Below are 20,727 nucleotides of genomic sequence, written 5' to 3'. Positions count from 1 at the left end.
GGGACAGCCTCCTGCTCTAGGTGAAGAGTGCCTTGTGCAACTTGATCAGTGAGTCCTTTTTGTACTCCTGGGGAACAAGCAGAGAAATGTTATTTCTACTACCACCGTAGGAGATCATCCGTATTGGAATATCATCCAGTGCCTCAAAAATGGCAGAACCTACTCCTTTACGTTCCGCAATTAAGTCTCCGACTATACAAATGATCGTTTGGTCCTTGTCAATCTCTACTGTAGCGTATTGAGCGATTTCCTGCTTGATCTGACGCAAGTGCTCGTCATTGTCTATGGTAAGTGAAACGGCAATTTCCGAAGTAGTAATCATGTCAATAGGAGTGCGATACTTCTCGAACACCTCGAAAACCCTCTTCAGAAAACCATACGCCATCACCATTCGGTTGGATTTTACTTTAATCGCAGTGATGTGGTCCTTCGCCGCAATGGCTTTGATTGCAGATTGGGTGTCCTTCTCTGCTGATATTAAGGTTCCATGTGCCTTCGGGTCCATGGTGTTTTTGATTCTCACTGGAACCTCATGCATTTGCGCGGGAATGATGCAATGCGGGTGCAGTACTTTAGCTCCAAAATACGCTAACTCACTGGCCTCCTCAAAACTCAAGTTAGCCAATGGGTGTGTTGGCTGTACCACCCTAGGATCATTATTGTGCATGCCATCAATATCCGTCCAGATCTGGACTTCTTCTGCATTGAGCACTGCTCCTATGATGGTGGCAGAATAATCGCTTCCCCCACGACGTAAATTGTCGGTGCCACCGGCGGCATTTCTGGCAATATATCCTTGAGTAATGATCACATTTTGATCCACGGCAGCAAGCTGATGCTCCAGTTTGGTACGAGTGGTTTTGAGATCTGGTTCAGCAAAGTCATCGAGCGTCATGAAGTCCAGGGCTGGCAGCAGCACCGCCGACTTACCAATAGATGTGAGGTATTGGGTAAACAAATGAGTAGAGATCAACTCACCTTGTGCCACAAACATTTTCGCCACTTGCTCTGAAAATTCCTCAGTGATGAGGTTTTTAATGTCTTGAAACTTCTGATCTACAAATGCGATGTTTTCGTCAATGTAGTGCTGATCACTAAACAACCTTTTGATGAACTGGTGGTACGACAGATGGAGCTCTTTCGCCACTTTTTCGGCTTCCTTTTTCTGATCATTCGCACTGTAGTCGGAAATACTAACAAGCGTATTTGTAGTTCCTGACACTGCTGAGAGAACTACTATTTTCTTACCCTGCACTCCTGCAATGATGTCAGCTACTTGCATCATTCGCTCTGGGGAACCAACCGAGGTGCCTCCAAATTTTAAAACCTTCATGGTATCTTTTGAGATTTATGATTTGACAATTGTGGGGGTAATGTTGTTGATCAACTAAGCTCTGGCTAAGAGCATTTTCACTGCCGTAGCAGCTGCTTCGTCACCTTTATTGCCGTGTTTTCCACCAGCACGATCCATCGCCTGTTTTTGATTATCTGTGGTGAGCACACCGAAAATAACCGGTTTGTCATATTTCAAGCCCACATCAGTAACACCCTGAGCACATGCCTGACAGATAAAATCAAAATGACGTGTCTCACCTTGAATCACACAACCCAGCGTGATCACCGCGTCGATATCTTCTCTCTGGGCCATCCACTGTGCACCAAGACTAAGCTCAAAGCTACCGGGCACATCCATTCGCACCACATTTTCACGCACCGCACCCAGACCTATCAAAGTACCCAATGCTCCAGAATAGAGCGCTTCGGTCACCTCTTCGTTCCACTCAGATACCACGATTCCAAATTTGTAACCCGAAATGTCCTTGATCCCGGAAACCTTATTGTCGCTTAGACTTTTTAGTGATGTTGCCATAAAATAAAAAAAGGGATGATCCTTTACTGGCTCACCCCTTTAGATTTCTTTATTGAAAATTCTAAATATTATTCGGCAGCCAGTCCTTGTAGCCTGGCCTTGTGTTTCTTTGCTTCTTGTACCAAAGCAGCGTTTGGATACTCCTCTACAATCTGAGCGTACGCCTTTGCAGCCTCTCCATAGTTGCCCAGGTTTTCCCGAGCAATAGCTAATTTTTGCAAATAGATAGGTGTGTATTCCTTATTAGGTTTATGACTAGCAGCCTGATCATATGCAGATGCCGCTGCAGCATAATCTTCTAGTTCCATCTGGGCGTCACCGATCAAAGCATAAGCTCTAGCTTGAACCAGATAATCATCACTACTGAAAGACTCCAGATAGTTGATGGCATTGTCAGGATTACCAAGCTTCAGGTAAGTAGCTCCCACGTAAAAATTAGAAAGGTTTGCAGCATCCGTACCACCATAGTTGTCTATAATGTCCAGAAAACCATAGTTGATTCCATCACCATTCAATGCTTTACCCAGGCTATCTGCTTCAAAGTAGAATACAGCCTGAAACATCTCCTGCTGTGCTTCTGCATTTTGCCCAGTGATGTAGTATTTGTATCCAAGGAACGCCAAAATTGCCACGGCGATTACTCCTCCGATCCCAAACACGAGGTTTTTGTTCTTCTTATTGTTGAAAAACTCCTCAGCTCTGCCAGCAAGCACATCTGGATCCTCGAGTATGTCGATCCCCTCTTCCTTCTTGGTTTTTGTGTTAGCCATTTCTCAAATCAAAATTTTAAGGACGCAAAGATATACTTTTTGCATTAATCCGTAACGAACGGATAATTTTCTTCTTCGTAAACGTCTGTGTATGCGTCAGATGCAGGAGGCCAGTCAGATTCTTCTGCAAAATCTACACATTCCTGTACCTGAGCTTTTAATTTTTTATCCAAATCCTTAAGCTCATCCTCAGTTGCCCACTTTTTCTTTAAGATGACAGCACGAACCTGCTCAATTGGATCTTTTTGCTTGTACTCCTCCAGCTCTTCCTTGGTCCTGTACTTAGCAGGGTCGGACATAGAGTGTCCTTTGTATCTATAGGTTCTAAACTCCAGCAATGTAGGTCCGTCACCTTTTCTCGCTCTTTCTGCGGCTTCAGCTACTGCATGGTGTACTGCCTCTACTGACATGGCATCAACTGGCGCCGATGGCATCTCATATGCTTCACCCAGTACGTAAAGATCCGTCACATTTGACGTTCTCTTTACAGAAGTACCCATCGCATATCCATTGTTTTCAATACAGAAAATCACTGGAAGTTTCATGGTCATAGCCAGGTTTAGCGCTTCATGAAATGCTCCCTGACGCACTGCACCATCTCCCATGTAGCATACACACAGGTTGTCAGTGCCACTGTACTTTTCAGCAAAGCCAATTCCAGCTCCTAGCGGAATTTGTCCACCAACGATCCCATGACCTCCAAAGAAACCATTCTCTTTGTCAAACATGTGCATGGAGCCTCCTTTTCCTTTGGAGATACCAGTTACCTTTCCGAAAAGCTCAGCCATGATGGCTTTCGGGTCACTACCCAATGCAATCGGGTGTGCATGATCTCGATATGCTGTAATGTATTTGTCCCCTTTTTTCAATGCTGATACCGCACCAGAGACACATGCCTCTTGTCCTATATATAAATGACAGAATCCACGGATTTTCTGCTGACCGTATAGCTGACCAGCTTTCTCCTCAAATCTTCTCATGAACAACATAGACTCAAACCAGTCCATGTACTGCTCTTTGCTGAATTCTTCCTTTTTTGTCTTTGATTTGGCTGCCATGTGCAAATAAGCTTACTATCTAATGTTTAGTTTTGCGCCTTCAGTATTCTTCAAGCCTTGCGAAATTAACCGAAAAAGGCCGTGCAGCAAAATCTATGAAGCTCTTAAGTCTGAAACTCACACATTTTAAAAACTATGAGGCGCTGAACATCGCCTTTTCGGCCGGAATCAACTGTGTAGTAGGTAAAAATGGCATGGGTAAAACCAACTTACTGGATGCCTTACATTACCTGTCCATGACGAGAAGTGCACTCAACTCAGTGGATCAGCAAAACATCAGCTACGACCAGCCTTTTTTCGCTATCAATAGCAAATTGGAGATTAATAAGAAAGAGCATTCCGTAAACTGTTATTTCGAGCAGGGCAAAAAGAAAATTGTGAAGGTTGACGGCAAAGAGGTGGACAAACTCAGTGATCATATTGGCATGATCCCATCGGTACTAATCACCCCTGATGATACGGAGATCATCAAAGAAGGTAGTGAAGTTCGGCGCAAATTCTTTGACAGTGTGATCTCTCAGCATGACAGACATTACCTGGAAGATCTGATGGCCATGCAGCGTCTGCTCAAGCAACGAAATAGTTTTCTGAAGCAGAATCAGGGTAGAAGAAATATTAATAAGAACTTGCTAGCGGTTTATGACGAATCATTGGTCCCACTTTTCCGAACTGTTTCTGAAAAACGGAATGAGTTCATAGCAGCTTTCGAACCCTACTTTGCTGAGAATTATCAGCAGATCTTTCAAGGAAATGAGCTTCCGGTGATTAGCTTTCGATCGAGTGTGCAGAAAGAGGATTTTGAAAGCCAGTTCAAAGAGGCGCTCGAAAAGGACATCATACTGGAGCGCACCACATTGGGAGCGCATAAGGATGACTATATTTTCAAACTGAATGAACGTCCTATCAAAAAGTTTGGATCCCAGGGTCAACAAAAATCATTCATCCTGGCTCTGAAGCTAGCCGAGTACGATTACCTCAAATCACTGAAGGGCTTCAATCCTCTCCTCCTTTTGGATGATATTTTTGACAAGCTGGATGATGAACGGATCGAAAGTCTGGTAAATTTGCTAACTGACTCAACCAGATTTAGTCAAATATTTATCACTGATGCCCGTGCAGAGCGGTCGCGCGCCTTTTTTGAGGGAAAAGATCAAGTGAGCTTTTTTGAAATTGAAGATGGAGAATTAAGATGAGTGAAGAATCCAATTCATTTACCAATGCGTTTAGGAAGTTTCTTGTTAACGAGAAACTTGATAGCCGCTATCGGGAAAAGCTACTAGCTGAATCATGGGGCGAGCTGGTTGGAAAACCGATTGCCTCAAGAACCAGCAACCTGTACATTTCCAATAAAATCCTGTTTGTGAAGCTCACCTCGGCTCCACTCAAGCAAGAGCTAAATAATAATAAGGAGAAGGTGAAAGAACTACTGGATAAAGATTTTGGCGATCTGTTTCATGAGATAAGGTTCATTTAGCCTCTGGAGGAAGCTCTTCGTATTTCTCTCTAAACTGGATAGCCCAGCCAACGTAATAGTTGAACCGAACGCCTGTATTGTCTTCGTACAATCCAAAACCTGTCACATCATAAGGCGCCATATCTCCGATTCCTTTCACATGTCTGAGCACCTTGTACCGCACGGTATAGCCCATATATAGATTTTTCCAGACTTTAGCACTTAAACCCAGTGTCATCTCCATCCAGTTGGCTTTGAGGTTGGGGTTCCCATTGGAGATCAATTGAGGGTCAGGTCCTCCAAAATAAGTAGAGTCTCTGGTAAAAGAGAGCTGATCACTAAACTCCGCATGTCCATAGCGCAGGCCAAAGATGATTCCATGCCCTTCGGTGTTGAGTCTTAAGAAATTGACCTCCGGACCAAAACTGAAATAAGTACCATCACTTCGGTAATCAAATGTTTCACCTCTTCTTGTGGATTCCTGCCCATACTCAGCGGTGAAAAAGAATTGGTCAAAATCAATACTTGCCTGGAATGCCTGCCCAGTCCGTTCAGCTCCAAATACAGAGGAAAATGCTGGTACCATGTCATAGTTGATCTTGAGCATGGATGGCTTCCAATCTCTGGGGATTTTCACCCTATTCTTTCGCAATTCGGAAATGGATCGTGGCTGATTGGAAGACTTACTGCCGGTTGCTCCCTGTATCTGATTGACTCTCCCTTGTAAACCCTGTGCACTCAAGTCATACACCCATAGGAGTAAGCAAAAGATCAATATGGTTTCTTTTAACCTTCTCATCAGAAATAAACCTCCACGTTGGTTGGTACCGCGAGATCCAATACACGATTGGCGATAGCCACCGAATCAAAATTGGGACTGTACACCGAATCCAGCTTGAAACTATATACTGGATCACATTCGTCATAGTAAATTCTCAAATGCGGAGTATAAAGGATTTTCAACTCATAGTCGATTGAATCTGTGGTCATCACATAGTTCACCTCTGTACCCTGAGGATTTAACCACAATCCCATTACTCTCACCGTGTCATCGTCGATGGTATCTGCCGTGCTGGAAATATAATATTCACTCTGAGGATCCGTAACCAGGGAAAAAGCAACCTCCTTGGTAACTTGTACAGAGGTGTCTGCACGATAAAACCGTACGATGGCAAATTCTCTGCTACTCTCCAGCTCACAATCCTTGATCTCCTGGCAGCTTATTGCCAACCACACACCCACAATAATGAAAAACCCTTTTCGCATATTTTCAGAATGGCCGTAAAGTTATAATAACCGATAACTATTGAACTTATTATCGGGCTCAATTTGTATTAGCTTTGCAGATTATCAACTAAGTTGAAATAATTCAAGAAAGGATTTGGCGTAACTTATTTACTTTCAGTGGTTTGCCAAAATACAAGTAGGGGCTTAATTGCCGGTTGAATATTCTAAAGGACGTGAAGTGAAGACGAAAAAGATCAAAAAAGATAAGGTGAACATTGTGACACTGGGCTGCTCCAAAAACCTGGTGGATTCTGAGGTAATGCTCACTCAGCTCAAAGGAAACAACATAGATGCGTCACATGAGTCGATGAAGGATGATTCCAATATTGTGATTATTAACACATGTGGGTTTATTGACAATGCCAAGCAAGAATCCATTGATACCATTCTGAGGTATGTGGATGCTAAAGAAGAGGGTATTGTAGAAAAAGTATATGTGACCGGATGTTTATCGCAGCGCTATCGTGAAGATCTGGAAAAAGAGATTCCGCAGGTAGACTCCTGGTTTGGCACTATGGAACTCCCATTACTTCTAAAAAAATTCAAGGCAGATTACAAGCATGAGCTACTGGGTGAGCGAATCGTAACCACGGATCAGCACTATGCCTATCTCAAAATTTCTGAAGGGTGTGATAGGCCATGTAGCTTTTGCGCCATACCAATCATGCGGGGCAAGCACGTATCCAAACCAATTGAGCAAGTAGTGAAGGAAGCCCAATCCCTGGTTAGAAATGGCACGAAGGAAATATTATTGATCGCGCAAGACTCTACCTATTATGGGCTGGATATCTATAAAAAAAGAAATCTTGCTGAGCTATTGGACCGATTAGCTGATGTAGACGGACTGGAATGGATTCGTCTTCATTATGCATTTCCCACAGGGTTTCCAGAAGATATCCTGGACGTGATGGCCAGGCGTAGCAATATCTGCAACTATCTGGATATCCCGCTTCAGCATGGAAGTACAGAGATGCTCAAAATCATGAGACGGGGAACTACTCGTGAGAAAACCGAACGCCTGCTCAATACCATTCGCGAAAAAGTACCCGGGATTGCTATCCGCACCACATTGATAGCTGGTCATCCTGGTGAAACAGAGAAAGAATTTGAGGATATGCTTGATTTCGTAGAGAAATCACGATTTGAGCGACTTGGTATTTTTCCTTACTCACACGAAGACAATACCCACGCATTCACCATGGAAGACAATGTGCCGGAAGAAATCAAACTTCAGCGGGCCGAACGCGTTATGGAGATACAAGAAAATATTTCCGAAGAGATCAATAACCAAAAAGTGGGTAAGACTTTTAAGGTTTTAATAGATAGAAAAGAAGCTGGGCAGTTTATAGGCAGAACAGAACACGACTCTCCTGAAGTAGACAATGAAGTACTCATTGACGCCAACAAACACTACTTGAGGATCGGTGACTTTGCCAATATTAAGATAGACAGTGCCAGTGCTTTTGATCTCTATGGTACACCAGTAGAATAACCTTTAATAGCCAACGATCAGGACAAAAGCTGATGAAATTAGAAACGGTAAATTTTGATGAAACGGAGTGTTTTGCTCCGATTTTTCTAGACTATATCAATCAACAAGACGCTCTTAAACCATTCTACAATGCTTTTCCGAGTATTGAGAATTTTGATGAGCTGATCAAAACCCGAAGGTTATCTGATGACCACCGCGCCATACTGGTGCATGTCTTAAACAGGCAATACGGTGCCTTGGACAACCACGAAGCGGTCGATTTCAACATTCATAGCCTGGGAAATGACAAAACGTTTACGGTAACAACCGGGCATCAACTCAATATTTTCACCGGTCCGCTCTACTTTATCTACAAAATCGTGACAGTGATCAATGCCTGCAAAGCATTGAAAGCTAAATATCCAGATTACCATTTTGTGCCGGTCTACTGGATGGCCAGCGAAGATCACGACCTGGAGGAAATAAGTCACTTCCACCTTTTTGGTAAAGACTATAAGTGGGAAACGGATCAGAAAGGTCCAGTGGGGCGCATGAAACCTCATTCACTGAACAGTGTGATCGATCAGCTGCCTGAAGAAGTTCCGCTTTTTGAACAAGCCTATTTGGATCACGATACGCTCGCGGACGCAGTACGGTATTATGTCAATGAACTATTCGGTGATCAGGGATTGGTCGTCCTTGATGCAGACAACCCCAAACTCAAGCGACTCTTTAGTTCGGTTATTGAGCGAGAGATATTTGAGAATACCTCTAATGGCCTGGTAGAACAAAAATCTCAGGAGTTGGATGCCGCAGGGTACAAGAATCAGGCCTTCAGCCGGGAGATTAATTTTTTCTACATGGAAAAAGGTCTTCGCGAACGGATCGTGAAAGAAGGCGACCAATTCAAAGTATTGAATACGGACAAAGTCTTTTCAGCTGCCGAAATGGAGGCATTGATTAAGACCAATCCAGAATGTTTCAGCCCCAATGTGATCATGCGACCACTCTATCAGGAAACGATCTTGCCGAACCTCGCTTACTGCGGTGGACCTGCTGAGGTGGCCTATTGGCTGCAGCTCAAAGGGGTTTTCGATCATTACAAGACCTTTTTCCCGGCGTTGCTACCTCGAGTTTTCAGCATGATCGTGAACAAGGCCAATGAGAAAAAAGTGGAGAAGCTCAACCTGACGAGCAAGGATATTTTCAAATCCGCACATGTACTCAAAGAAGAATACCTCAAAAAGCACGGTGAGAATGGATTTGGCCTGGAGGAAGAGCGTGCTGAATTGGCCAAAGTATTTGAAAAAATAAAGAGCAAGGCCGAAACTATTGATGGCTCACTCACTGGGTTCATTGGAGCAGAGGGTGCTAAAGGCTTCAAATCTCTGGACAACATCTCCAAGCGACTGAAAAAAGCCGAGGAAAACAACAACGAAACGGCCATGTCTCAGATAGACAACATCAAGGATAAGCTTTTTCCAAATGGAGGCTTGCAGGAGCGACATGATAATTTCTTAAATTTCTATCTGAATCATCCTGAATTTATCCAGGAGCTACTTGAGAAATTCGACGCGTTTGATTTCCGCTTCCATGTACTGCATGATGCCTAAATGTCTGATGCTAAATCTAAAATAAGAAAAGGAGTTCTTTTTAACCGACGCTTGCTGTCTGATCGTGTATTCGAAGAGCGCAATGCACTTTTGATAAAGCAAAGCCTCAATTGGTGCTTAGAACAAAAGGTGAAACTAGCTCATTGTTTTCTACCTATCACCCGTAACAAAGAGGTCAATACCTGGCCTTTGATTGAACAGCTTATTCAGGCAAAGGTGGAAGTGGTTGTCTCAGCTACCGATTTTAAGAAACAGACCATGTCTCACTTCATGTATTCTCCAGAGCTGATTTTTGAAAATGATGCTTTTGGCATACCCACCCCCACTAATGGTATAGTAGCTGAGATGAGCAAGGTCGATATGGTCATCATTCCACTATTGGCTGCCGATAAATCCGGCAATAGAGTAGGCTATGGTAAAGGCTATTATGATCGCTTACTAACAGAAATGGCACCAGGCTTGTTGAAAGTTGGGGTTACTTTGGGACCTTTGTTTGATCACTTTAGTTTTGCTGAGCCCCACGACATTAGCCTTGATTTTGTAATTACCCCGTTTGAAACTGTGAAGTGTAAATGAATGGTCGGGTATGGGTTATGAGCAGGTTAATAACAAACAAGAATTAAAGGACCCAACCCCTCCTAAATAAGGAGTGGCGAAGGGGTGGTCAAAACATAAATCATCCCTCAATTCAATCTTTAGAAGAATAAATAAACGGAGAATTAGTAATGACTAAACCAACAGATATCTTGATCATTGGAGCCGGACCTATAGGGCTCGCATGTGGAATAGAGGCAACAAAGGCTGGTATGAGTCATGTCATTGTTGACAAAGGATGCCTGGTCAACTCGCTGTACAATTACCCGAAGAACATGACCTTCTTCAGTACTTCGGATAAACTGGAAGTTGGGGAAGTACCGTTCATTTCACATAATCCTAAACCCACAAGGGCCGAAGCACTGGAGTATTTTAGACGCGTCGCTTCCTCCTGGAAGCTCAATACAAGGCTATATGAGTCTGTGAGTGCGATCGACAAAATCGATGATTTATATAAAGTCACCACTTCAAAGGGAGAGTTCCTGGCAAAGGCCATTGTGATTGCCACTGGTTTTTACGATTTGCCATTCTTACTAAACGTGCCGGGAGAAGAGCTGCCAAAAGTGAAACACTATTACGACGAGCCGCACCCCTATTATGACATGGATGTGATCGTGGTAGGTGCTGCCAACTCATCAGTGGATGTGGCATTGGAAACATGGCGCAAAGGAGCCAAGTCTGTAACCATGGTCATCCGCGAAGAAGAGATCAATCCAAGAGTCAAATACTGGGTGCGACCAGATATTGACAACCGCATCAAAGAAGGATCGATCAAGGCATACTTCCAGTCGAGCATTTCGGAGATCAAAGAACGATCAGTAGAAATCATCACTCCAGAAGGCCCTAAGACTCTGAAGAATGATTTTGTATTAGCCATGACTGGATATCAGCCAGACTTTAGTTTCTTGAAGAAAGTAGGTGTAGAAATCGGATCAGATGAATTTATGACTCCACATTACGATGATGAAACCATGGAAACCAATGTGGAAAACGTTTATCTCGCCGGTGTGATCTGCGGAGGGTTGAAAACCAATATCTGGTTCATTGAAAACTCCAGGGTACATGCGGAGATGATCGTGGAGGACTTGAAGAAAAAATGGGCTGGGGTTGAGGCTTAAGCCACTGCCAGCGAATACCTCTTTTCTCCCGCAGCCCTGTTTAAGTTGGTCAAAATCTTCTCGGCAAATCGCTGTTCATCTGCTTCAAACTCATGAACGATAGTCACCTGATGCATTGCTAGCTCAATTTTCATATTCTGCTCATTCCCCATTTCGTAAATCCCGGTGTTGCTGTTGTGCCAAAGGTAAATCATGTCTTAAGTGTTTTTGTGTTGTATGAATGTATAACGAACCCTTAGACAAATACCCTACCAGTCGGTTTAAAGTTGGCTTATAAATTTCTTTTACAATTAGTTATACAAAACAGCAACTAATACATTACATTCACGTTTGTATAACAAATAAAACAAGCATCCATGAGCAAAGGAGAGCATTTAGGAGAACTCGAAGAACTAATTCTTTTGACTGTAGGGTCGCTTCATGACGAAGCATATGGGGTGTCTATAATGGACGAAATCAAAGCTCAGTCTGGAAGAGACCTCAATGTGAGTGCTGTACACGCAGTGCTCAAGAGACTAGAGACCAAGGGTTTTCTAAAATCCTGGATGGGTGGTGCCACTCAGGAGCGAGGTGGTCGGCGCAAGCGATACTTCACTTTGACTCAAGCTGGCAAAGCCGTACTTGATCAGTCCATGAGCTATCGCATGCGACTGTACAAAAATATCCCTGACATTTCATTCAACTTCTCCTCATGATCAACCCTCCACATTGGGCAGAGAAATTTCTCAGGTGGTATTGCCATCCTGATCTATTAGAGGAAATCGAAGGAGATATCTACGAACTCTTTGACCGTAGAATAGAAGAAAAAGGCGTCAGCTATGCCAAACGGAAATTTGTTTGGGATGTCGTCCGTTTTTGCCGATGGTCAAATTTTAAAAGGACTCAATCAATCAATCAAAGATCAAACTCAATCCCTATGTTTACTAATTACCTCAAATCCGGTTATCGAAACCTCACCAGAAACTGGACCACATCGGTCATTAACATTCTTGGACTCGCGCTAGCCTTAGGCTGCCTGATCACCTTGTTCATTTTCATTGACATGCAGCGCAACATGGATAGATACCATTCCAACGCTGCTAATATCTATCAGGTCGTCAATCAGGTAGAAAGCGAAGAGGGCAATCTCAACACCTGGGGCGACTCGCCCATTGCTCTTGGGCCTGCTCTTTTAGCAAACCATCCGCAAGTCAGAGACATGTTTCGGATAGAATTTCAGTATGCCAATGTGAAGTATACTGATAAGGTATTCAGCGAATTACTAACTTTTGTTGATCCTGGATATCTCTCACAATTGGACTATGACTTTCTAAGCGGAAACCATAGCACCCTTGACCTAAAAGATCAATTGGTCATTTCTTACAACATGGCAGAAAAGTATTTTGCTGATGAAGATCCAATAGGAAAGCAATTCACACTCAAGTTCAATAACGGTCGTGTGAAGACCTTCACCGTTGGGGCCGTTCTGGATAAATACCGATATAACACCAGCATCCGTTTCGATTTCATGTTACCCATGGCCAACTTTGAGGATCTTCAACTTGTGGAAAAATTAGATTGGTCCTATCTGACTGATGCCACTTTTATAGTACTCAGTGATGGATCAGACCCAAATGTTTTGAAGTCTGAAATGGCAGAATACGTAAAGATTCAAAACTCTTACGATCCAGAGTGGAAGGTCCAGAACTTTGACTTGATCTCTTTGGACGAACTTGCTCAGCGAAATTTTGAGATTATCAGCCCAGTGGCGGGTAGCTCGCATCCATCCGGACAGCTTGCTCTTGGCGTCATCGCTATCCTCCTCACAGTACTAGCATGTTTCAATTACATGAACATTGCGGTGGCTTCCTCCACCAAACGGCTCAAGGAAATCGCCTTGCGAAAAGTCATGGGAAGTGAACGCCGAGGGATTACCATCCAGTTTTTAATAGAAAACTTCCTACAAGTCTTCTTGGCATTGATCATGGGCAGTTTGATTTCTTACTTCCTGTTTATGCCTGGGTTCAACAGTGTGTTGCCTTTCACCGTACCTTTTCGGTTTGCCTCTATTCCTTTGATGATGCTATTCTTTCTGGGTATTTTGCTTTTCGTTGGACTCATTTCCAGTTTATACCCTGCACTGTATGTTTCCAGATTTCAACCTGTGAGCATCTTCAAAGGCAAAACCAAGTTTGGTAGCCGCAACCTTTTTAGTAAAATTCTCCTTGGTTTTCAGCTCACATTTGCATTCTGTACGGTGGTCTCCTGCTTTCTTTTTAGCGACAATGCCATTCATTTAAAGAACCAGGACTGGGGCTACGATGGTGAAGACATTCTGAGTGTATGGGTGAACGATCTTTCGCAGTATGCTGCGCTTCGGGAGTTTGCAGATCACAATACCAATGTGAAAGAAATGGTTGGTTCGAGCGGCCACTTCACCCAAGATTTTGACGTAAAGTCCATCAAGCACCTCGATACAGAAATCCGATCAGTGGTAATGGGCGTATCCCCTTCGTACCCACAGCTGATGAACATGCAGCTCGTTGAAGGACAAATGATCAATGATCAACTAGATGATCAGGTAAATCGGGAAATTCTCGTCAACCAACACATGGTTGATAAAATGGACTGGTCAGATCCTTTGGGCCAAAAACTAACAATTGATAGCACGAAGTATACTGTAGTTGGGGTGGTGAAAAACTTTCAGTATCAGGTCTGGTTTGCTTATGATCAGATGCTGCCGGCTGTAGTACGAGTGGTTCCCGAGCAAGAATACCACTATGCGGTTTTTAAATCAACAGCTGGTAGTCTATCTAAACTAGATGAACAGCTGAAAGCCGCGTGGCTGTCCATAGCACCGAATGATCCGTACGATCGTGTGATTCAAATGAACGCATACGATGAATTCATGAACGAAATGGACAGTAACATCATTATTATTAGTTTCATTTCCGTTGTAGCAATCATACTGGCATGTCTCGGATTGTTTGGCTTGTTATCCTTCAATATCCAGAGTCGACTTAAAGAATTCAGTGTGCGAAAAATTCTTGGTGCACAGCTCGCCGAAATCATTCGAGTTGCCTCCCGACAGTATTTGTGGGTGATTATCATTGGGTTTGTAGTTGGGGCCCCATTAGGATATTTATTGATCAATTCGATGATACAAAGCATTTATCCCGATCCCAAGCCCACAGACTGGGTCCCGTTTGCTCTTGCCATTGTCATTATGCTAATCACGCTCTCTCTGAGTATTGTCGGCCAACTGTTGAAAGCCGCTCATGTAAATCCGGCAGAAAACCTGAGAAATGAATAAACCAAGAACATTGCGGTAGCGAATCAGGTTGCTTAACTTAATTCACTAACGTATACGTTCATGTCCAATTCAGATTTAATCATTGAGGAAAGAAGTCGGGATATCGGTGACTTTCTGGTAGGTCGCTTGCTACCGTTTCGCAAAAAACGAATGGTGGGTCCATTCATCTTTATCGATCATATGGGTCCCAGCACTATGGGTCCAGAAAAGTATCTGGATGTGGACCAGCACCCTCATATGGGCCTTTCTACTCTGACGTTCCTGCTGGAAGGTGAAATATTGCACCGGGACAGTATGGGTACTGAGCAAGTCATTAAACCGGGTTCAGTTAACTGGATGACTGCCGGTAAGGGAGTGACCCATACTGAGCGAACACCTGAGCAACTGCGAAATGGACAGACGCACAGGGTCCATGGTTATCAGATATGGGTTGCTCTCCCAAAGGAAAAGGAGTTCATGGAACCGGAGTTTCATCATGTAGATCGTTCTGACTTGCCAGCCTGGTCGGATCAATCTGCTCAATTTGTGCTGGTGGCAGGAAAAGGGTTTGGACACGAATCCCCACTTCCTGTCCACTCTGACTTATTCATGGTGGAAGTAAAAGCGGAGAAGGACTTTGAGCTAAATATTGAGGGACAATTGGAAGGTGAAATTGGTGTCTGCATTGTAGAAGGATCTATTCAGGCATGTGAGCATCATGTGGATGCTGGCAGCATGCTGGTATCTAAATCTGAAGATGCATGTAGCCTCACAATGTACGCCGGCACACATCTCTTTCTTTTCGGAGGAAAGCCATTTGAGGAAGAACGACTGATCTACTGGAACTGGGTAGCTACCAACAAGGAGACGCTAAAGCAAGCAAAAGAAGACTGGCAAAACAAGCGATTTCCCAAAGTTCCGGGAGACGAAACGTATATTCCTTTCCCAGCAGATTAACTAACTTACCCACATCAAACTTCCCGTACAGTTACTAATGACTAAATATTCTCTCCTTTTTGGATTTGTCCTGAGCCTCCTACTCACAGCATGTCAAGACAATGAGACATGCGTCCAAAGAACCTGGTTTGAAGATCTTGACGGAGATGGTAAAGGGAATCCTGACATGACTGTTGAAGACTGTGATCAACCCACCGGCTATGTAGATAATGGTGATGATGACAATGACTCAATGGGAGACTCTTCCTGTGAAAACCCAACAACCTGGTTTTTAGATTCAGATAATGACGGCTTAGGTGATCCTGACACTTCTATAGAAAGCTGTGATGAGCCTGAGGGTTATGTGCTTAATGGTGATGATCCAGACGATAGTGATTGTCAGAAAACCTGGTATCTGGACAATGATGGTGATGGTTTGGGTAACCCAGAGGTATCCAAGCTAAACTGCAATAGGCCCTTGAATTATGTAGATAATGCAGACGATCCAGATGATGCTAATGGGTTAACAGCCACAGAAGAATTGATCCTATACAATCCTGATCTGGCTTATGAAGGATATGTTTTGCTAAATGAATTAGGAAGCAATACCATTCGACTCATGTCAAAGGACGGAACGGTGAAAGCTTCCTGGGAGTTCACGGAATCTGAACAGTTAGGCAATGATGCTGAATTGCTCGAAGATGGCAGGCTTCTTTCTGCACATAAAATAGATCCGGCACCATTTACTCAAGGTGGGTATGGAGGAAAGGTAGTAATAAGGGACCCCAACAGAAATGTGACCTGGCAATATTCTCTATCAACATTGGATGGATTACAGCATCATGATCTGGAAGTGCTACCAAATGGCAACATATTGGTGATGGTCTGGGAAGTCCGTAATCAAGAGGATATAATTGATAAAGGTTATGTAGGGACAGCATCTACGCTCAATACGGAATCCATCTATGAAATCAACCCTGAGAGCGATGAGATCGTATGGGAATGGCATGTATGGGATCATTTGATTCAGGATCAGGTGGAAACATCAACTACTTATGGCCAACTGGTTGAAAACCCGCAAAAGGTTAATCTCAATTATGTCACTGATACGCCGGAATTCATGCATTGCAATGGCGTAGATTATGATGCTGAAAATGACCTGATCTTTATCAGTGCACGTATGTATAGCGAAATATGGGTTATAGACCACAGCATCACATCTGAAGAAGCACAGGGTTCTGACGGTGACCTGGTTTATCGATTTGGAAATCCTGAAACATGGAATGGCCCGGGCGAAAGAATTTTATTTAAACAACACAGTCCAAACTTTCTGGATGGAGATGTACCCGGTAAAGGGAACCTCTTGATCTTTAATAACGAATACGCTGAATTAGAATCAGCAGTGACTGAAATCGCTCTTCCAGATGACTTATCATTCGATAATCCACCCCAAGTCCTTTGGCAGTATGTCAGCTCAGATATTAGCTCACCAATACTATCCGGTGCAGAAAGACTACCTAACGGTAATACGCTTATCGCGTCTGGAGTTCAGGGGTTAATCATAGAAGTTACACCCAATGAGGAATTGGCATGGCAGTTTGAACTAGCAGCTTCCCCGTTTCGAATTTGGAGGGCTTATAGCTACGACAAAGACTACTCTGGTGCTGAGGCACTAGGCCTTTAGATCAAGAGCCAAATCCACATAAATGGGCAAATGGTCTGAACCACAGCTACGCAAGCAGCGCATGCGATTGAGCTGGAAATGATTCGAACAAAACAAATGATCTAACGGCCATCTGAGGAAAGGGTATTTTGCATGAAAAGTACTAAACATCCCTCGCCCTCGCCGGGGATCATAAAGACCTGATTGGTGTACAAACTCCTCAGTGGTGAAGCTCCACGCCACGTCATTCAGGTCTCCGGCCACTACCACTGGTCCCTTAATCTGTTTCGCTTCTTCGGCAACTTTGGCCAGTTCTTTGTCACGGGCAGTAGACTTCAGGTTCTCACCTGGAACGGGCGGCTCAGGGTGCACCGCAAAAAAGGTGATTTCACCCACCTCATGCTCCAACACGCACCGAAATGATGGAATACCCTCTTTAATCAGGTACCTGACTTCATGTGATTTAATTGGCAATTTGGAGAAGAGTAACATGCCATAAGTATTGTCAATAGGACGTAGCACCTGATGTGGATACTGATCGTTCAATGCTGCTTTGAGTTGATCCTTCCACCAGTTGTCAGTTTCCACAAACACCATCAGCTCACTCTCATATCGGGTAACTTCAGCTATCAACTTGTGCTGCTTTCGGTTGTATTGATACACATTGCTGATGACAAATCTGATGTTCGGCTTATTGGGGTTTTTGTTGCCTCTCAAGTGCTTTTTGGCAAATGGGGTGAAGGGGAAGATCTGGTAGCTGAGATAAACAAAGACCAGGGTTTGGGTGCCAAAAAGCCTACCTACCCAGATATCATTAGAATCAAACAAATAGGCTAGAGTTACCGCCATCAGGATGCCACAAATCCACCACTTCTGATACCGTGGAAATTCAAATACTCGGAACACCCAGTAGTCATTACGAACCAGCGGAAACAATACAGTAAGGAAGAGAAGGCATGAAAAAATTAAGAGTACAGTCTTCAAGTCAAGTGGTTTATTTAAACACCAATACTTAAACCAACCCACCAATCACTACAGTGTTTGGCAAATAGTTATGTCTCACAAGATACATCAGTATAGGGGTAAATCATGGTTCTGTTTTCTATTATGTAACAAATGCTAACGGATTCAGTCTTCAAACGTGGACAGCTGTGTCCTTAACCTTTTCTTCATGAGAATTTTTTCAGAATTACAGAACTTCTTTAGGCAATGCTCGTTTTTTACGAAGATCAATCTAAACTCAAACCGCTCTTGAAAAATTTTTACCTAACCCTCCTGTTCGTTGGAAGTCTTTCATTTCATCTTCAGGCACAAGAAAAACTAACGCTAAGTGGCTATGTGAAAGATGCCGAAAACGGAGAAACACTCATTGGAGCTACCGTAGTGGTGACAGAACTGAGTAGTGGCAATATTACCAATGTCTACGGCTTCTACTCCATTACCATACCACCAGGAGAGTACACTGTGGACTTCAGATATGTGGGATATGAAACCATTACCAAAGTCATCAACCTCAATTCCAATCAACGGCTGGATGTAGAGCTCTCGGCCGGAAGTCAGCAACTTCAGGAAGTAGTAGTCAGTGCCAGGGCCGAAGATGCCAATGTCTCAGAAGTGGAGATGAGTACGCAGGAGATGGATATCAAAACGATCGAAAAGATACCGGCCTTCCTGGGCGAAGTAGATGTGATCAAAAGCATCCAGCTATTGCCAGGTGTGTCTTCAGTAGGTGAAGGTGCTTCAGGATTTAATGTGAGAGGGGGAAGCGTAGGACAAAACCTTATTCTCCTTGATGAGGCTCCAGTTTATAACTCTTCTCACTTACTAGGATTTTTCTCGGTATTTAATCCTGATGCTGTCAAGGATGTGAAATTGTACAAAGGTGGGATACCCGCCAAGTATGGTGGTCGGATCTCCTCAGTGCTCGATGTGCGGATGAAAGAAGGAAATAGCAAGCGATATGCCGCAAGTGGGGGAATCGGCACCATTTTTAGCCGTTTTGCGGTAGAGGGACCTATCGCCAAAGAAAAAGCATCATTCATTATTGCGGGACGAAGATCTTATGCTGATGTTCTTTTTAGACCATTTGTAGAAGCATTGCAAGATGGAGCACAGCTATACTTTTATGACCTTACACTCAAGACCAACTACACCTATAACGACAAGAACAGAATCTTCCTTTCAGCATATCTTGGTCGGGATGTCTTCATGTTCGACAAACAACAGGGATTTACATGGGGAAACAAGACAGCCACTTTGAGATGGAATCACCTGTTCAGTGACCAGCTGTTTTCCAATCTAACCTTACTGGTAAGTGATTATGATTACTCCCTGGCGTTTGGTGATGATGACGAAGATCTGTTTGAGTGGGACTCCAATATTATTTCCTATCAGCTCAAGCCAGAATTCAGCTACTTCATCAATACCAATAGTGAGTTGACTTTTGGCGGTGATGCTATCTTCTATCGGTTCAAACCTGCAGAAGCTCGTGGTGTCAGTGTAGGTGAAGAAATAGATATCTCCCTAGACGAAAAACGTGCTTTGGAAAGCTCTGCTTATGTGGGATTAGAGCAAAAAGCGGGCAATTTCACGGTGCAGGGAGGTCTTCGCTACTCCAATTTCAATTATCTGGGAGGAGCCAAGGTGTTTACATACGGTGACACGATTCCTGGCTATAAAAAGCCAGTAGAGTCAGTGGAAGAAACAGAGCAAGGCGACATAGTAAAGACTTACCATAACCTGGAACCTCGCTTCTCCATGAAGTACCAGCTGTCTCCCACTTCATCGCTCAAGGCTAGTTACAATCGGATGGCACAGTACATCCACCTGATCTCAAATACCACGGCATCCAATCCACTCGATCTTTGGACCCCAACGACCAACAACATCAAGCCGCAGATCGGGCATCAAATAGCATTTGGATACTTTAGAAACTTCAAAGACAATGCCTATGAAGCCTCCGCCGAAGTGTATCTAAAACGAAACCAAAATCAGATTGATTACATTGATGGGGCCATCCTCTTTTTCAACGAGACATTAGAAGGCGAGCTGCTATCCGGAGATGGTCGAGCTTATGGTCTGGAACTGTATGTCAAGAAAAACAAAGGAGTTTTCACTGGTTGGTTAAGCTATACCCTGGGCAGATCTGAGTTGAAGGTGGATGGCATTGGTGATGAATGGTACCCAACCCGATTTGATCAATTACACAATGTCACGTTTTCCACCTTCTACGAGCTCAATAAATGGTGGACACTTTCTTCCAATCTTAGTGTGATCAGCGGCACACCATTCACCTCACCGAACGGTCGATTTACCCAGCAAGGCTATCTGGCATCCACCATTGATACGCGAAATGCTGGCCGAATACCACCCAGTCACCGATTGGACGTTTCCGCCACCTGGACCTTCAAAGATGTGAAGCGCAATGGCAAACCACGAAGAGGAGAACACAGTATGGTGTTCACCGCTTACAATGTGTATGCCCGTCAGAACCCATTCACCATCTACTTCCGACAAGGTAAAGAAACGCCGCAGGAAGGTCAGCCCTACACTACTGAGGCGGTACAGGTATCCATTTTTGCTGCTCTGATACCGGGCATCTCTTACAACTTTAAGTTCTGATA

19 protein-coding genes and 1 pseudogene are annotated in these 20,727 nt (G+C 43.7%); 12 read left to right on the top strand and 8 right to left on the bottom strand.

Features of this window, described 5'->3' with window-relative positions; translation table 11 throughout:
* Positions 1 to 16 precede the first annotated feature (16 nt).
* From ACO067_RS12600 to pdhA, 4 genes are all read right to left on the bottom strand, one after another.
* A complete protein-coding gene (locus ACO067_RS12600) occupies positions 17 to 1,333 on the bottom strand; it encodes an aspartate kinase (protein ID WP_421874670.1) in 1,317 nt (438 codons plus the stop codon).
* Positions 1,334 to 1,387: 54 nt separating this feature from the next.
* Positions 1,388 to 1,870 carry a 6,7-dimethyl-8-ribityllumazine synthase gene (gene ribH / locus ACO067_RS12595; protein WP_421874668.1) on the bottom strand — a complete coding sequence of 161 codons (483 nt, stop codon included), beginning with the start codon at positions 1,868 to 1,870 and terminating at the stop codon, positions 1,388 to 1,390.
* 68 nt (positions 1,871 to 1,938) lie between these two features.
* Positions 1,939 to 2,640 (bottom strand): tetratricopeptide repeat protein, encoded by a 702-nt coding sequence (locus ACO067_RS12590; protein ID WP_421874666.1) that lies wholly within the window; start codon positions 2,638 to 2,640, stop codon positions 1,939 to 1,941.
* A gap of 44 nt (positions 2,641 to 2,684) precedes the next feature.
* Positions 2,685 to 3,698 carry a pyruvate dehydrogenase (acetyl-transferring) E1 component subunit alpha gene (gene pdhA / locus ACO067_RS12585; RefSeq protein WP_421874663.1) on the bottom strand — a complete coding sequence of 338 codons (1,014 nt, stop codon included), beginning with the start codon at positions 3,696 to 3,698 and terminating at the stop codon, positions 2,685 to 2,687.
* A gap of 95 nt (positions 3,699 to 3,793) precedes the next feature.
* Here pdhA and recF point away from each other — a divergent pair, with 95 nt between their 5' ends.
* On the top strand, positions 3,794 to 4,891 hold the full coding sequence (gene recF / locus ACO067_RS12580) for a DNA replication/repair protein RecF (protein WP_421874660.1): 1,098 nt from the start codon (positions 3,794 to 3,796) through the stop codon (positions 4,889 to 4,891).
* On the top strand, positions 4,888 to 5,172 hold the full coding sequence (locus ACO067_RS12575) for a DUF721 domain-containing protein (protein ID WP_421874658.1): 285 nt from the start codon (positions 4,888 to 4,890) through the stop codon (positions 5,170 to 5,172). Before recF ends, ACO067_RS12575 begins: the two co-directional genes overlap by 4 nt.
* Here ACO067_RS12575 and ACO067_RS12570 read toward each other — a convergent pair.
* Together ACO067_RS12570 and ACO067_RS12565 are read right to left on the bottom strand one after the other, a co-directional pair.
* Complete coding sequence (locus tag ACO067_RS12570; protein ID WP_421874655.1) at positions 5,165 to 5,950, bottom strand: DUF6048 family protein; 786 nt, start codon at positions 5,948 to 5,950, stop codon at positions 5,165 to 5,167. The genes ACO067_RS12575 and ACO067_RS12570 overlap by 8 nt on opposite strands.
* Complete coding sequence (locus ACO067_RS12565; RefSeq protein WP_421874652.1) at positions 5,950 to 6,417, bottom strand: hypothetical protein; 468 nt, start codon at positions 6,415 to 6,417, stop codon at positions 5,950 to 5,952. The genes ACO067_RS12570 and ACO067_RS12565 overlap by 1 nt, the downstream gene beginning before the upstream one ends.
* A 199-nt stretch (positions 6,418 to 6,616) precedes the next feature.
* Here ACO067_RS12565 and rimO point away from each other — a divergent pair, with 199 nt between their 5' ends.
* The 4 genes from rimO to ACO067_RS12545 all read left to right on the top strand — a co-directional run bounded on the left by rimO (position 6,617) and on the right by ACO067_RS12545 (position 11,234).
* Positions 6,617 to 7,930: a 30S ribosomal protein S12 methylthiotransferase RimO gene (gene rimO, locus ACO067_RS12560; RefSeq protein ID WP_421874650.1), complete on the top strand. Its 1,314-nt coding sequence runs from the start codon at positions 6,617 to 6,619 to the stop codon at positions 7,928 to 7,930.
* Positions 7,931 to 7,962: 32 nt separating this feature from the next.
* The gene (bshC, locus tag ACO067_RS12555) at positions 7,963 to 9,522 is read left to right on the top strand and encodes a bacillithiol biosynthesis cysteine-adding enzyme BshC (RefSeq protein WP_421874648.1); all 1,560 of its coding nucleotides are present in this window, start codon (positions 7,963 to 7,965) and stop codon (positions 9,520 to 9,522) included.
* Positions 9,523 to 10,098, top strand: a complete 576-nt coding sequence (locus ACO067_RS12550) for a 5-formyltetrahydrofolate cyclo-ligase (RefSeq protein WP_421874645.1) — start codon at positions 9,523 to 9,525, stop codon at positions 10,096 to 10,098. It begins immediately after the preceding gene.
* Positions 10,099 to 10,247: 149 nt separating this feature from the next.
* A complete protein-coding gene (locus ACO067_RS12545) occupies positions 10,248 to 11,234 on the top strand; it encodes a YpdA family putative bacillithiol disulfide reductase (RefSeq protein ID WP_421874642.1) in 987 nt (328 codons plus the stop codon).
* Here ACO067_RS12545 and ACO067_RS12540 read toward each other — a convergent pair.
* Positions 11,231 to 11,428 (bottom strand): hypothetical protein, encoded by a 198-nt coding sequence (locus ACO067_RS12540; RefSeq protein WP_421874639.1) that lies wholly within the window; start codon positions 11,426 to 11,428, stop codon positions 11,231 to 11,233. The two genes, ACO067_RS12545 and ACO067_RS12540, sit on opposite strands and share 4 nt — an antisense overlap.
* Positions 11,429 to 11,590: 162 nt before the next feature.
* On the opposite strand from ACO067_RS12540, the gene ACO067_RS12535 reads away from it, so the two are divergent.
* The 5 genes and pseudogenes from ACO067_RS12535 (at position 11,591) to ACO067_RS12515 (ending at position 17,125) form a co-directional block, all read left to right on the top strand.
* The gene (locus tag ACO067_RS12535) at positions 11,591 to 11,929 is read left to right on the top strand and encodes a PadR family transcriptional regulator (RefSeq protein WP_421874637.1); all 339 of its coding nucleotides are present in this window, start codon (positions 11,591 to 11,593) and stop codon (positions 11,927 to 11,929) included.
* Positions 11,926 to 12,102, top strand: a pseudogene (locus ACO067_RS12530) (permease prefix domain 2-containing transporter); the annotation flags it as partial. The gene ACO067_RS12535 and the pseudogene ACO067_RS12530, both read left to right, overlap by 4 nt.
* Positions 12,103 to 12,150: 48 nt before the next feature.
* On the top strand, positions 12,151 to 14,526 hold the full coding sequence (locus ACO067_RS12525) for an ABC transporter permease (RefSeq protein WP_421878302.1): 2,376 nt from the start codon (positions 12,151 to 12,153) through the stop codon (positions 14,524 to 14,526).
* A gap of 60 nt (positions 14,527 to 14,586) precedes the next feature.
* Positions 14,587 to 15,462, top strand: a complete 876-nt coding sequence (locus tag ACO067_RS12520) for a pirin family protein (RefSeq protein ID WP_421874634.1) — start codon at positions 14,587 to 14,589, stop codon at positions 15,460 to 15,462.
* Between the two features lie 37 nt (positions 15,463 to 15,499).
* Positions 15,500 to 17,125 carry an arylsulfotransferase family protein gene (locus tag ACO067_RS12515; RefSeq protein WP_421874630.1) on the top strand — a complete coding sequence of 542 codons (1,626 nt, stop codon included), beginning with the start codon at positions 15,500 to 15,502 and terminating at the stop codon, positions 17,123 to 17,125.
* On the opposite strand, the gene ACO067_RS12510 is transcribed toward ACO067_RS12515, so the two are convergent.
* Positions 17,114 to 18,088, bottom strand: coding sequence for an endonuclease/exonuclease/phosphatase family protein (locus ACO067_RS12510; RefSeq protein ID WP_421874628.1), 975 nt, complete (start codon positions 18,086 to 18,088; stop codon positions 17,114 to 17,116). The two genes, ACO067_RS12515 and ACO067_RS12510, sit on opposite strands and share 12 nt — an antisense overlap.
* 267 nt (positions 18,089 to 18,355) lie before the next feature.
* Between ACO067_RS12510 and ACO067_RS12505 the strand changes: the two genes are divergently transcribed.
* Positions 18,356 to 20,725 carry a TonB-dependent receptor gene (locus ACO067_RS12505; RefSeq protein ID WP_421874626.1) on the top strand — a complete coding sequence of 790 codons (2,370 nt, stop codon included), beginning with the start codon at positions 18,356 to 18,358 and terminating at the stop codon, positions 20,723 to 20,725.
* Positions 20,726 to 20,727 lie beyond the last annotated feature (2 nt).

Source organism: Marinoscillum sp. (genome assembly GCF_965229915.1).
Classification (GTDB): domain Bacteria; phylum Bacteroidota; class Bacteroidia; order Cytophagales; family Cyclobacteriaceae; genus Marinoscillum.
Note: the sequence above shows the minus strand (reverse complement) of the source record. Positions and strands in the feature narration are given on the sequence as shown.